We start from the raw sequence: 14,155 nt of genomic DNA on the forward strand, positions 1-14,155 counted from the left end.
AGCATCATCAATTTTTTCTCATCCTCATATCTATTTTTTTAAAAATGGTGGTGGTCTTCTTCAGCTGCCATTGCAATTTCTTTCGTTTCATGAACTGTCCCATATGGATGCTGAGGTGGCGCATAAATCGAGTAAAGTTTAAGTGGTTGATTACCCGTATTGGTTAGGTTGTGCCATTTCCCAGCAGGTATCACGATCGCAAAGTCATCAAAGACTTCTTCTTGAAAATCTAAATGATCTTTGCTATCACCCATTTGAACAATTCCTTGCCCTTCTTCAATACGTAGAAATTGATCAAGTTCCGGATGGATTTCTAAGCCGATGTCTTCTCCAACATTGATACTCATCAAGGTCACTTGGAAATGGTCTCCTGTCCATAAAGCGGTACGGAACGTGTTGTTTTGTTTCGTAGCCTCCTCAATATTAACGACAAACGGTTCTGGTCCATAGTCCGTAAATTGATTTCGGACGTCCTCATTTAAACAACCAAATCGGGCAGCATTCTCTTGTTCATTAGTTAAAGCCCATAAAAAGACATTTCGAACTTGCGGATGTTGAGTAAGTACACTACTTCTTTGATATTGTTCATACCCCTCTACTTCTGCTTCATAAGCTTTTTGTAAACCTTCGCTATAACTTTGAAAAGGAATTTGATCTATTTGGTACACAGGCTGACTTCCAGTAAGATTAATATAGAGATTAGTAAATTGTGTGAAATGGGCTTTTTTTCCTTCTAAAGCATGAAGAATGTCATTTTTGTGCTTTTGATTTGGCGCTGCATTTGCTAATCGCCTATAAAGATCAATGGCCGAAGCCTCTCTTTTTATTCCTACAAGTATAGCTTCAAATACTTGTTGATCCTGCCCATGATGATTTCTTGACATGAAATCTGGGTTATATATTGGTGTGTTAACATTTGCGTAATAAGGAGATGGATACGTTTTTGGAACATAATACATTTTGCTCAATCCCTTCTAAGGTTAATTAAATTATCATATGCCTATGTTTAGAGAATGTACTTGATTGAAATTACAATTATATAGATTAAGCGCTGCTAGTTTGAAACTCCATTATATAAAGTCAATGTAAAATAAAGAGTAATCAGTATTCTTTCCAATGAAACGGTGTTTTCGAAATGACTTGCATGATGATGAAATTTAGAAATGATGAAAAACACATGGAGAACTTTTATGAAATCCATGTGTTTTTTATATAAGATTTAATAGGTGAAAAAAATTAGGTTTCACCAGGTCATTATTTTAGGTAGGATTTAATCTAATTTGTTGACACGGTGTATTTATTTTGAGCTTTTGTTAAATTATTCATTATCCATTTTAAAATTATTCCAATTAAAAAATATACGATAAAAGAGTAGAAGGAATTCCATTGAATATACTGATAAATGTTTAACCAACGAAGTAAGTTTTCAATCACAAAAGCTAAAACTATTGTTGTTATTATGTTTGCTGTAATAAATGATTTCCATGTCGAAAAATACTGATAAAGCAACATATAAATGACAGGGAGTGTTATATAGTCTGCTACAAAGAATGATGGAATTGTTGGAGTCAAACTTGTTGGGTATGAAAAGAGTTGAAAATGAAGACCAATAACATCTATTACCGTACTGAATAATATAATTAATCCACCAACAGTTAGTAATTCAAATAAACGTGTTCTATCTAATAATTTCCAAGCGATATATATAAACAAAAGATTTATAATTAAAACTGCCCACCATCCAAAAGAAAATAAATTATTATTTAGCCAATAGGTCATGTAAGCATCTCGTAATGTTTCACGAATATTTGATATTTCTTCCCAAGAAGGGGAGTGATTCAACTTAGTCACCATCCAATCTCGTTGTAGTCTTGAATTTATCTTATCCTTGTAAACCAATTTATATTCAAAACTACCTATGCTCTTATAGCTGGGTATCGTCTGATTGATGTAGCTGCGGCCTATCAAAATGAAGAAGCAGTTGGTGAGCAATCACGGGAGCAGCAGCACCAATGGTTGTTCCTAAGTTAGCGGCTTCGGGAGCTGAAGACATAATCCAATATTGATTAATATTAGCTCCTATTCCGGCTATGATTCCCCAAATCAACGTTATGATCGCCATAGGTATAGTAAACTTAAACTGTCCAAATAAGAACAATTGATGTAAACGGCTCCTAGAGCAAAAGCAAAAACCCGTATAGTTCATACAGAATGAAGGAGAGCTAGTAAAAACAAGAGCCTGTTAAAGATGTGCAAATAATAACTCATCTAAAATATGAAAGTCACTTCTAATTGGAGGTGTCTTTTTTTATGCCCTTTTTTGTATTTATGTTTGTTCATTCGGTAAATGACATCGTGTAGTCGAACTTGCATACGTAAACGACAATGAAAGTCATTAAAATTTCACTCACCGTATATCAATTTAAATGAATGTTTTTGAGTAAATGAAAGGATATCTGTACACACTAATAAAAATTAGGTTTTTAAAAACATTTATTTTCCGAGGGTGAAAATTTATGAATAAAACATTAAATGAATTGCTTCACCCCTTAAACATGCAAGGTGATGCTAATATAAACATTACGGGGATTCAATTCGATTCAAGAAAAATAACAGCCGGAATTCTATTTGTTGCGATCTCTGGATATGAATCAGATGGTCACAAATTCATCCATTCTGCTATTCAAAACGGTGCTGTTGCAATTATTGGGGAGAAGGATCTACAGGAAAAATTGTCGGTTCCTTATGTCCGAGTGCGTGATTCAAGAGAGGCATTGTCAATTTTAGCAAATCATTTCTATGACAAGCCTCACAGCAAACACAAAATGATCGGCATTACAGGGACAAATGGAAAAACGACAACCTCTTATTTAATACACCATATATTGAATCATCACGGAAAATCAGCTGATAGGTTAGGTACTGTTGAATATGTGATAAATGGAAACATGAGAGAATCTAGTTTAACGACGCCGGATGCTATTTTGTTACAACAAATGCTGCATGAAAGTGAAGATGAATATGTGGTGATGGAAGTCTCATCTCACGGTTTAGACCAATATCGTGTACATGGTCCAATGTTTGACTATGCCGTTTTTACGAATTTGAGTCATGAACATCTAGATTATCACAAAGATCTTGAAGGTTATTATCTAGCTAAGAAAAGATTATTTCGTTGTCTAAAAAACGAAGGCAAAGGAATAGTAGGCACATATAGTTCATGGGGAGATAGATTACAAGAAGAGTTAGCGGAAGAATTAATCCCTTCTCTTTCGTTTGGTCAGACGAAAGGGGGAGAATCTATTTATTTAAAATCGTATCAAACTTTTCCTGACGTGAAGTTAGTGATTGATGATAATGGGGAAGAGCATATCATTAAACTTAACATTCAAGGTGAACACAATGTTTATAATGCATTAGGGAGTTATATATGTGCAAGAGAGATCGGACTATCTCCTAAAGAAGTAATTGAAGGATTAGAAACGTTTGAAGCTGTCCCAGGAAGATTTGAAGAAGTGTCGATAGAAAATGGCGCAAAAGCGTTCATAGATTATGCGCACACACCTGATGGTCTTCAGTACGCGTTAAAAACAGCAAAAGAATGCATAGAACGAAATCTATATCATATTTTTGGTTTTAGGGCGAAGCGAGATCCTTTCAAAAGAGCAATAATGGTTGAAGTCAGTCAAAACATCAGTGACTTTGTTTTCCTAACATTGGATGATCTGAATGGGACGGATAAAGCATTGATGCTAGCTGAGTTAAGAGAATTAAGCAAACCGTATGAAAATATCGTTGTTATCGATGATAGAACAGAAGCAATCGCTTATGTCTTATCTCTATTAAAAAATGGTGATGGGATGATTATTACAGGAAAAGGACCAGAGAATTATGCGGAAGAGTATCGGTATAAGACACGGAATGATAAAGAGACGATCTTGGAAATAATGCAAGAAAAATTACTGTTTTAGGTTACTCTGTTTTATAAATGAAACCGAAACCTTCAACAAGGTCAAATCAAAGAAGCAATGGGACGGTGAAAGACTCGGTATCATCTTGAATCCGTCCCTTTTGAAGTTGTTTTTTTCTCATTAGAGAATGTATTAATTATTGTTTACGTTAAACAAGACCACATAGTTATCCCTTAATGAAAACACTCTCGTTAATACTTTCCTCGTTCCAATCGATAATAACATTATTACCTTATGTTATATCCTTATTTTGAGCATATTTCTATCAAGAGTTTCTCAGTTGACACGAGACACCTTCCGAGAAAGTTCTTGAACTACCTTGAAAAGCGAATATCTTAAGTGAAAATCAACAATTTAGTGTTATAGAGTTAATAAAAAAATCTAGAACTAGAAGGGTGAATTTATAATTAATTGACAGGTTGTTCCTAATTTGTGAAAGCGTTACACTTTTTTAAGTAAGAGAGAGGAGGAACGTACTTGGGAAAGAAAAGAACAAACATTATTTACTAATAGCAACCTTAATAATTGGTTTGTTGGTAGCTGTCTCTATTACTTTATATCGACCGAATGTATCTACAACTAGTAAAATCACACCAAACTCATTGGCTGCCTATTTAAAAGAAGGTGTTATTGAGTTAAGTCAGGACTTGGATAGTGCCTACGATGTTCAGTTGCTTCTAGATGAGTTACCAGAGGACGCAGATGTCCGACAGATTCAAGCAACAGTTCGTATTCCTGAAGTATTGGAGGTCACAGAAGTAGTTCCGAATACGGAAAATTTAGTGGCAAAGAATATCTTTTTTGAGCCTATAGACGAAGGGATCGTTATTCAAATCAATAACGGAGAAGACTCTGCTGTAATGTTCACAAACAAGGATATTAGCAGAGAGTTAGTGACCATTAAAATGAAGCTTAAACAGGAGTTGAAGGAAAAAGTGAATGATGAAATTAATGTAAGAAGTCTAGAAATAACTCATTCTGATGATAGGTTGGAAGATTACGACGTCAGTGGAGCCAATAGCAAAGTGACCTACTCGACACCTGCTAATGCTATTGGTAAGCTTCCGCCTAACGGAAACCCGCTTGTCTCCCATAAATTTGGTGCGGACCCATTTGCTTTAGTATTTGAGGATCGTGTATACCTGTATGCTACGAACGATGTATTTGAATATGACGAGAAGAACAACGTAAAAGACAATAGTTATGGCAATATTAACAAACTCTCAGTTATCTCGTCGGATGACTTAGTCAACTGGACAGATCATGGTGTAATTAATGCTGCTGGACCAGAGGGCGCAGCTAAATGGGCGACTCAATCATGGGCACCTGCAGCCGCCCACAAAGTGATTGCTGGAGAAGACAAGTTTTTCTTGTATTTTGCTAACAATGCAAGTGGCATCGGTGTCTTAACAAGCGATAGTCCTACAGGTCCTTGGGAAGATCCGATTGGAAAAGCACTTTTTTTAAGATCCACACCGGGAGTAGAGGAGGTCACTTGGCTCTTTGACCCTGCAGTACTAATAGACGATGATGGCAAAGCGTATATTTATTTTGGTGGTGGTGTACCTGAAGGGCAATATGAAATGCCGAATACGGCACGGGTTATGGAACTTGGTGATGACATGGTGAGTGTAGTTGGAGAAGCTGTGACAATTCCAGCTCCATTTATGTTTGAGAATGCCGGTATTAACAAAGTGGGTGATCTTTATTACTACACATACTGTACGAATTTCTATGATGGGGTTCGCCCTGAGGGAAGCCCGCCAGCAGGGGAGATTGCTTATATGACGAGCAGCAATCCGATGGGGCCATGGACATATCAAGATACAATTCTAAAAAATCCTGCACACTTCTTTGGAGTCGGTGGGAATAATCATCATGCGATCTTCCGATTCCATGGTGAGTATTACATTGCCTATCATGCGCAAACATTATCAAAAGCGATGGGATTCCCAAAGGGTTACCGTTCCACACATTTAAATAAAGTTTACTTTAATGATAACGGTACTATTGAACCGATTCATGCTAATTTAATAGGGGTAGAGGGAGTCAAACATTTGAATCCATTCCAACGTGTTGAGGCAGAGAACATCGCATGGAACGCGGGAATAGAAGTGGAACCATTAGTCGAGGATAACTTTTCTAGGAATATGGTAGTAACTGACATTGAGAATGGAGATTGGACTGCGGTCTCAGGAGTGGATTTCGGTGAAGGAGCATCTGAATTTGCTGCAACAGTTTCAAGTGGAACGAGTGAAGGCAGCATCGAACTTCGCTTAGATCATCCTGATGGTAAGTTGATTGGGACACTTTCTGTAGCGAATACAGGTGGATGGGAGCAATGGACAACTTTAAGAACAGCCGTTTCAGACGTGGAAGGTGTTCACGATCTATACTTTGTTTATAGAGGGAAGTCGGACCAAAATCTATTTAAGATTGATTACTGGCAGTTTAGCAAATAAGCAGTAACATGAACTTTAAAGATGTTATTTAAAAAGGTAGTCTTTATTTACCTTTTTGAACACGCTCTTAAAGTAAAGAGGTGTAAGAGGCTGGGACAAAGTTTTTATTAATGAGAAATGCGAACGTAATGATAGTTGATGCATAGCATTCGCTTCGGAAATATACTTCGCGAAGGTTGTGTAATGTTTGCATTCTCAGTTAAACACTTTAGTTATGTCCTAGCCTCTTTCACAAAAAGTTCGGTTGAATTAGAATTTATAATCGTCTGGAAGGTGCGGGGTTCCTCCGGGAAAATAACAGAGTTCAAAAAAAAGAACGATCCGCAACTCGGATTACGTTCTACATCTTGTTATTTATTTTATAAATGAATTGGTAGTATTAATCTCTCAAAGAATAGTAACAGATAAATAATTATATTAAACGGATAATTTCCTATATTCACTAGCGCTTACACCTGTGTACGCTTTAAATTTCTTGTAGAACCAGTCCAATTCTGAATAACCGACTTCATTAGCGATCTCATAAATTTTCATATTTGTGTTGTCAAGTAGAAGCTTAGCTTTTTCCATGCGTTGTTGTAGGAGGTATTCGTTAAAAGTCATTTTCTCTTGAAATTTGAATTTTTGCCCCAAATAAGAACAGTTATAGTTCAAAATGTCAGAGATTTTCTTCAAGGTGATGTTCTCACTAATTTCCTCTTCCACATACGTCTTTACCTTCTCAATAATATTTGTCGTGGACTTATTGGAATGAATGGTTCGTTTTGCTAACTTGCTTTTTCTATGAGTAATAGCGTAATCTTCTATATCTTGTTTTATGGTAAATAAACATGTCTTAAATTCATCAGGTTCCACCGGATCAGGTAAGTAATCACTTACTCGAAGACTCAATGCTTTCCTAGCAAGCTGAAAATTCTTACTACCTCCTATGAGAATGATTGGAATTGAGCTTTCCTTTCGTATATTTTCACATACTTGCAATCCCTCTTGGTTCAATTGAGTCATATTAATGATGATAAGTTCGTATGGTTGTTTTTTAACTAAGTCTAAGGCGCTTCCCTGCGATTCAGCATAGTCCTGCAAATCAAAACCGCACTGTTTATAATCGAGCATCTTCTTCATCTTTTCTCTCGAATATTGATTTGGATCAACAAGCATGATCTTATACACGATCATTCCCCCTTAATGAAACTGTTTCGAATTTTCTAAAATTAGAATACGCTTTCATTATGTAACATTTTGTAATTTTATAAAATGTGCTTTTCTTTATATTGTATACAGATGTTTATATGTTGAGATAGACTTTCGGTTGAGAAGTGGCTATAGATAGGGGCATCTAGAGTTTGGTGGGTGAAAATAGCTAGTGTGAGACAGGTTGTTGCTCGAAAATGAAAGCGCTATATTAAGTGGTGTAACAAACAACTTGTTACAAAAAATTGAAAAAGGGGGATTCGAATGAAAGCTTACAAAATTTTGTCGCTATTACTTGTTTTATTCCTAGTTCTTGCAGCTTGCAGCAACGACAGTGTCGGCGATGGATTGAACGTCGAAAGTACCAACGAGGAGGCAGATGATAGTACTGAAAATGGCACATCAGAAGAAACAGGTAATGATGTAGAAAAGGAAGAGGAGAATGCGTATTATCAAACTCCTGAAATGGATTTTGATTTGGGAGGAAAAACAATTAAAGTCGTATCTTGGTGGGATATGACGATTCCAGATGACAATCCAGATAATATTCAGCGTCAGCAAAACCTTGAAGAATTAATGGAGAAACACAACTTTGAAATAGAATATATTGCAATTGATTACGGTGAATATCAAGAAAGAGTTACCGCATCTTTATTAGCGGGAGAGCCATTAGGAGATATCGTACGATTAGGAAAAAATTACACAATTCCAACATTAGTACAACAAGATCTTTTGTGGCCGATCGACGAATATACTGAGAATCCTAATGCATTCAACCAGCTTATAACAAATGATCTCTACACGTTTGAAGGTCGAGGTTATGCTTTTACTGAATCTCAGTCCAATCTAATTCAAGGAATATTCTACAACAGAACTTTGATGAATGAACTAGGTATGAAACCGTTGCAGGATTATGTTAACGAGGATAACTGGAATTGGGAAACTTTCATTGAAGTCGCCAAAGAGGCCAATCAAGATACGAATAACGATGGTAAAGTAGATACTTGGGGGCTTGCAAATCGTTCGGTTCTTCTTCCTGCCCTGTACTCAAACAATACGGGTCTTACTGTGGGAGATCAGCAGAATCTCGAGGATCCTGCTACTCTTGAATCCCTTAATTTTGTATCACAAATAGTTAATGACGAAGTAGCAAGACCAACAGAAGGCGGCGATTGGACGGAGCCTGGTCAGTTCTTCCGCCAGGGTAATACGTTGATGTTCGCAGGTGCGGATTATGAAATTGGTGGCTTAAGAAACGATATGCCTGATTATGAAATTGGTTTCGTTCCTTTCCCGAAAGGTCCAAGTGCTACGACCTATCATTCTGTTGAACCGGCATTGCAAGCATTGACGATTCCGAAGGCGGTAGAAAATCCAGAACAGCTACTTTATATCTGGGAGAAAATTAATGATATTGATTCCATTTATGATTACCCTGGTCAGGCAAGTTATGAGACCAACTATTCAAATCAAGATGACATTGATAATCTTTTGCTGGTTGCACCTAACATGATTGTACTAAGTCACGATACATTCCCTAATTTGGAATATTTTGGTTTAGAAGCTGAACTATTAGAGGGTACTTCGGTATCTACAGTTGTTGAAGCATATACATCACAGTTCCAAGCAGCAATTGACGAAGTTTATGGTACAAACTAACTAATATCAATTGATACATGGCCCCTATTATTTCTCACTGAACTTGTTTCAGTGATAGGGGGCCGATTCATTATTTGGAATCTCTTGCTATAGGAGGGGAGAAGAGTTGCACATTATGAAAAAGAAAACTGTCCTGGTCATATTAGCTATTACCTTGTTTTTTTCGTGTATTTGGGCTTATAACCCTTCAAAATCATCCGATCATGGACACGTTCAGGCAATGACTGACTTTGAAGCTATTATTCATGAAACTAGAGAAGATAGTTATGAAAATTATGTAAATATCCATTTAGGAGCGAAACGTCCGGATGAAATTATACGTATCGAGGCGGAGGACTATGTTGAGACAAATGGAGAAGGTTTCCAAGTAATAGATCAATTTGAAGGATTGAATGGAAAAGCTGTTCTCACACCCGAAGAAGGTTCTATTGATTGGGATCTGCAAATTGATAATCCAGGCTTGTACAATATCAGAATTCATTATTACCCATTGGAAGGAAAGAGTTCTTCGATTGAGAGATCGCTCACTATTAATGGAGAAACCTCTTTTCATGGTGCTGATTCATTGATATTTGATCGTGTTTGGGGTAATAGATTTGAAGAAATTCAAAAAGATGACAGAGGAAACGAATTACGTCCTGGACAAGTGGAGCGCCCTGAATGGGTGTTAATGTCTTTTAAGGATAGTGAAGGTTATTTTGAGGAACCTTATTCTTTTTATTTTGATGAAGGGGTGCAACGCATCTCATTGTCAGCTTTACGTGAACCTATGGCTATCGATTACATCGAGCTGTATCAAGAAAAGTCCGTCAAGACTTATGAAGAAGTGAAGAAAGAATATGAGGATCAAGGGCTAGAGCCTGTGGATAACCAATATATTCAAATCGAGGGACAAGATGCAGTAACTAAATCTTCGCCGACACTATTCCCGCTGTCTGACCGGTCAAGTCCGACGGTTTCTCCATACCATGTTTCAAATATTCGAATCAATACAATTGGAGGCCTGAATTGGAAGCTACCAGGTCAGTGGATTGAATGGGAGGTAGAAGTAGAAGAGGAAGGGCTATACGAAATCGTTTTGAAACGTAAGCAACATGAGCTTCGTGGCTTATACGCGACAAGGAGCCTTACAATAAATGGAGAATATCCGTTTGAAGAAATGAAACGAATTCGATTTAATTTTAATCGAGACTGGGAGAATCAAATACTAGGTGAAGAGGAACCTTACCTATTTCATTTGTCCGAGGGAACACATCGGATTCGAATGACTGTTTCGCTAGGTGAACTTGCGCCTGTTTTAAGGACGGTTGAATCGAGTGTTCTACAGCTTAACGAAATGTATAGACAGATATTGATGATTACCTCTAACACACCTGATCCATATCGTGATTACCAGTTAGAAAGACGAATCCCTGGTCTGATAGAAGGATTTTCAGAGCAAGCGGAGATTATTCAGAGTGTTGCAGATTATCTAGTGGAACAAACCGGAGAGCGAAGTGATCAAGTGGCAGTTCTTCACTCAATGGTTAGACAACTTGAGGACATGGTGAGGGCTCCTGAAACGATTGCACGGCGCCTAGATGACTTCAAATTAACTGTCGGTGGTCTAGGAACATTTATCCTAACTGTTCGTGAACAACCACTTACTTTAGATTATCTTGTTTTCTCTTCTCCTGATCACGAGCTTGTTAGAGCAAAAGCCACATTGTTTGAAAGGGCTAAACATGAGGTAGGAGCATTTGTCACTTCATATACGATGGATTATGACAGTATAGGCAACATTGCAACGTTAGATCGTTCGGTTGATGTATGGATTACGACTGGGCGAGATCAGGCTCAAGTATTGAAAGGCTTGATTGACGAAACGTTTACACCTGAGAGTAATATATCGATAAATTTAAGGCTAGTTCCTGCCGGAATTCTATTGCCAGCTACACTTGCAAATGAAGGACCTGACGTTGCTTTACAGATTGGTGAAGATATGCCTGTCAACTATGCTATGAGGAACGCATCAGCTGATTTGTCGGGTTTTCCTGATTATGAGGAAGTCGCAACGCGGTTCCGTGACAGTGGATTACAGCCATATTTATATGATGGGGGCGTGTATGGTCTTCCTGAGCAACAAATATTCCCAATGTTGTTCTACCGCAAGGATATTCTTGAGGAACTTGGTTTGACACCGCCTAAAACTTGGGATGAAGTTTATAATATGATTTCCGTTCTACAGAAGCATAATTTGGAATTCTTTTTACCAATAGACGACCCGATGATGCAGCAAGCTCAACATAACTTGGTGCCAAACTCTACTTTTGCCATGCTGCTGTATCAAAATGACGGACAGTTTTACCAAGAAGATAACAAGGCAAGTGCGTTGGATTCCGAGATCTCCATGGAAGCCTTTAGAGATTGGACTAATTTCTACACCAACTATAGGTTCCCGTTAATGGCTGATTTTCCAAACCGGTTCCGCGTTGGCGAGATGCCAATAGGCATTGCTGATTACACTACTTATAACATGTTGACCGTGTTAGCACCTGAAATCAGGGGAATGTGGGACTTCACGATGGTTCCTGGAACAGAAATGGAAGACGGTACGATTAATCATAGTGTAGCTAGCCACACAACTGCAGTTATGATGCTTGAAAATGCGGATGATAAGGATTCCTCTTGGGAATTCATGAAATGGTGGACGGATCGCGATACCCAGATTGCTTTCGGTCGCGAGATGGAAGGTTTGATGGGAGAGGCAGCGCGGTATCCTACTGCCAACATCGAAGCGCTTGAACAATTGCCTTGGCCAGTGGAGGATTACAACAATCTAGAGAGTCAGTGGCAGTGGGTAAATGGAATACCTCAAGTTCCAGGAGGATATTTTACGGGAAGACATTTGGACAACGCTTTTAGACGAGTTGTTAACGCAAATGAGAATCCTCGCGAAGCATTGTCGGATTATATTTTATACATTAATGATGAAATTGAAATTAAGCGAAAAGAATTTAATTTACCCAATTAGGATAGGAGGTGGAAGCAGGTGCAAACAAAAATAAATCAACAACCCGCAACAGGCTCCATCTATCAGGCTAAGGAAACCCGATTAGCCAAATTTATGAAGGAGTTAAAAAGAGGGAAACATTACTACATTTTGATGGCTCCTTATTTTATTATATTCACTTTGTTTACACTCATCCCTGTAGTTGTTTCTTTCGTACTGAGCTTTTTCCATTTTAATATGTTAGAACTACCGAGTTTCGTCGGATGGGATAATTATTCTAGACTATTTTTAAATGATGATATCTTCATGATTGCACTGAAAAATACGTTTGTTTTTGCAGTCATAACAGGTCCTGTCAGTTATATTGCTTGTTTTCTGTTTGCATGGATTATCAATGAGCTTTCACCGAAGGTTCGGGCGTTTATGACACTTGTCTTTTACGCGCCTTCACTTTCGGGGAATGTTTTCTTTATATGGCTTATTATTTTTTCTGGTGACAGTTATGGCTACTTGAATGGCTTCCTAATGAGCGCTGGTTTTATCTTAGAGCCGATTCAATGGTTGAGGGATGAACAGTACATTCTATGGGTTGTTATCATCGTTCAATTATGGTTAAGCTTAGGAACTGCTTTTCTTGCGTTTATTGCCGGTCTTCAAACAATTGACCGTTCGTTAATTGAAGCAGGGGCTGTAGATGGGATTAAAAATAGATGGCAGGAGCTTTGGTTCATTACACTTCCATCTATGAAACCTCAGTTGCTATTCGGGGCTGTTATGCAGATTACGATGGCGTTCGCAGTCGCCGATATCTCGATTGCACTAGCTGGTTTTCCAAGTGTTAACTACGCAGCTCATACTGTCGTCACTCATCTTATGGATTATGGATCAATTCGATTTGAGATGGGGTATGCTTCTGCGATCGCAACAGTGCTGTTTGCAATTATGGTTGGTACGAACTTGGTGACACAAAAAGTACTAAGAAAGGTAGGTGAGTGACATTGTTTCGAAAAATAAGGAAGACTTTCGGAATTGAGAAAAGTCTGAATCGTTCGTTTACTGTAAGCTGTCTTATGTTTGCTCTCCTTGCCGTATTTGGTGCTTTTATGGCGTTGCCGTTAGTATATGCCATAAATAATGCATTCAAGCCACTGGATGAAATCTTTTTATTTCCACCACGCTTCTTCGTTAGAAATCCGACCATGGATAATTTCTTTGATTTAATAGCGATTATGGGGAATTCATGGGTACCGCTTTCTCGATATTTTGCGAATACTTTGATCATTACAATTGTAGGTACTGTCGGACATATTTTGCTGGCATCAGCTGCGGCATATCCACTTGCAAAATACCGTTTCCCGGGTTCGAAAACGATTTTTTCCATTGTCATATTAGCTTTAATGTTCTCGCCGCACGTTACGGCGATTCCTAATTATATGGTAATGTCGTGGCTCGGTTGGGTTGATTCCCACGCATCGCTAATCATACCAGCCATGGCGTTCCCGCTTGGGTTATTCCTGATGAAGCAATTTATGGAACAAATACCAGATGCCTTACTAGAGGCGGCTAAAATTGATGGGGCTAACGAATATCGAATTTTTTGGTCAATTGTCATGCCTAATGTGAAGCCAGCATGGTTAACGTTAATGATTCTACAGTTTCCAATGTTGTGGGGAAGTAATGGAGGAAACTTCATTTATAGTGAGAGTTTAAAAACACTAAACTATGCACTAGAGCAGATTGTACTGGGGGGGATTGCCAGAGCAGGTGTCGGAGCTGCGGTCGCCTTATTCTTGATGATTGTACCGATTACGCTCTTTGTTATTTCTCAGAGCAGTGTTATCTCAACCATGGCTAATTCAGGGATAAAAGATTAGAAGGGA

Annotated in this window: 9 protein-coding genes and 1 pseudogene; 6 read left to right on the forward strand and 4 right to left on the reverse strand. The window is 38.1% G+C overall.

The genetic code is table 11. From position 1 onward, the window contains the following. Positions 1 to 38: 38 nt before the first annotated feature. The 3 genes and pseudogenes from SLH51_RS07825 to SLH51_RS07835 all read right to left on the reverse strand — a co-directional run. Positions 39 to 959: a cupin domain-containing protein gene (locus SLH51_RS07825; RefSeq protein WP_335960454.1), complete on the reverse strand. Its 921-nt coding sequence runs from the start codon at positions 957 to 959 to the stop codon at positions 39 to 41. 316 nt (positions 960 to 1,275) lie between these two features. Continuing rightward, positions 1,276 to 1,842, reverse strand: a complete 567-nt coding sequence (locus SLH51_RS07830; RefSeq protein ID WP_335960456.1) for a CBO0543 family protein — start codon at positions 1,840 to 1,842, stop codon at positions 1,276 to 1,278. A gap of 160 nt (positions 1,843 to 2,002) precedes the next feature. Next, positions 2,003 to 2,202 (reverse strand): annotated as a pseudogene (locus SLH51_RS07835) (MFS transporter); the annotation flags it as partial. Between the two features lie 314 nt (positions 2,203 to 2,516). Between SLH51_RS07835 and SLH51_RS07840 the strand changes: the two are divergent. Beyond that, positions 2,517 to 3,971, forward strand: a complete 1,455-nt coding sequence (locus tag SLH51_RS07840) for a UDP-N-acetylmuramoyl-L-alanyl-D-glutamate--2,6-diaminopimelate ligase (protein ID WP_335960458.1) — start codon at positions 2,517 to 2,519, stop codon at positions 3,969 to 3,971. Positions 3,972 to 4,504: 533 nt separating this feature from the next. Then, entirely contained in the window at positions 4,505 to 6,433 is a 1,929-nt protein-coding gene (locus tag SLH51_RS07845) for a glycoside hydrolase family 43 protein (RefSeq protein WP_335960460.1), read from the forward strand. Positions 6,434 to 6,850: 417 nt separating this feature from the next. Here the strand turns inward: SLH51_RS07845 and SLH51_RS07850 are convergent, their stop codons facing one another. Next, entirely contained in the window at positions 6,851 to 7,603 is a 753-nt protein-coding gene (locus tag SLH51_RS07850) for a response regulator transcription factor (RefSeq protein ID WP_335960462.1), read from the reverse strand. Between the two features lie 285 nt (positions 7,604 to 7,888). Between SLH51_RS07850 and SLH51_RS07855 the strand changes: the two genes are divergently transcribed. The 4 genes from SLH51_RS07855 (at position 7,889) to SLH51_RS07870 (ending at position 14,149) form a co-directional block, all read left to right on the forward strand. Beyond that, positions 7,889 to 9,283: an ABC transporter substrate-binding protein gene (locus SLH51_RS07855; protein WP_335960464.1), complete on the forward strand. Its 1,395-nt coding sequence runs from the start codon at positions 7,889 to 7,891 to the stop codon at positions 9,281 to 9,283. Between the two features lie 115 nt (positions 9,284 to 9,398). After that, positions 9,399 to 12,296, forward strand: a complete 2,898-nt coding sequence (locus SLH51_RS07860; RefSeq protein WP_335960465.1) for an extracellular solute-binding protein — start codon at positions 9,399 to 9,401, stop codon at positions 12,294 to 12,296. A gap of 93 nt (positions 12,297 to 12,389) precedes the next feature. Continuing rightward, entirely contained in the window at positions 12,390 to 13,271 is an 882-nt protein-coding gene (locus tag SLH51_RS07865) for a carbohydrate ABC transporter permease (protein ID WP_390183839.1), read from the forward strand. Positions 13,272 to 13,345: 74 nt separating this feature from the next. Then, the gene (locus tag SLH51_RS07870; protein WP_390183838.1) at positions 13,346 to 14,149 is read left to right on the forward strand and encodes a carbohydrate ABC transporter permease; all 804 of its coding nucleotides are present in this window, start codon (positions 13,346 to 13,348) and stop codon (positions 14,147 to 14,149) included. Positions 14,150 to 14,155 lie beyond the last annotated feature (6 nt).

The sequence above is a fragment of the Halalkalibacter kiskunsagensis genome, assembly GCF_037027555.1.
Lineage (GTDB): Bacteria > Bacillota > Bacilli > Bacillales > Bacillaceae_D > Halalkalibacter > Halalkalibacter kiskunsagensis.

Excerpts from the sequence above, each read along its gene's own strand:
- SLH51_RS07825 (WP_335960454.1), bottom strand. The coding sequence starts at position 959 with ATGTATTATGTTCCAAAAACGTATCCATCTCCTTATTACGCAAATGTT.
- SLH51_RS07840 (WP_335960458.1), top strand. The coding sequence starts at position 2,517 with ATGAATAAAACATTAAATGAATTGCTTCACCCCTTAAACATGCAAGGT.
- SLH51_RS07855 (WP_335960464.1), top strand. The coding sequence starts at position 7,889 with ATGAAAGCTTACAAAATTTTGTCGCTATTACTTGTTTTATTCCTAGTT.
- SLH51_RS07860 (WP_335960465.1), top strand. The coding sequence starts at position 9,399 with ATGAAAAAGAAAACTGTCCTGGTCATATTAGCTATTACCTTGTTTTTT.
- SLH51_RS07865 (WP_390183839.1), top strand. The coding sequence starts at position 12,390 with ATGAAGGAGTTAAAAAGAGGGAAACATTACTACATTTTGATGGCTCCT.
- SLH51_RS07870 (WP_390183838.1), top strand. The coding sequence starts at position 13,346 with ATGTTTGCTCTCCTTGCCGTATTTGGTGCTTTTATGGCGTTGCCGTTA.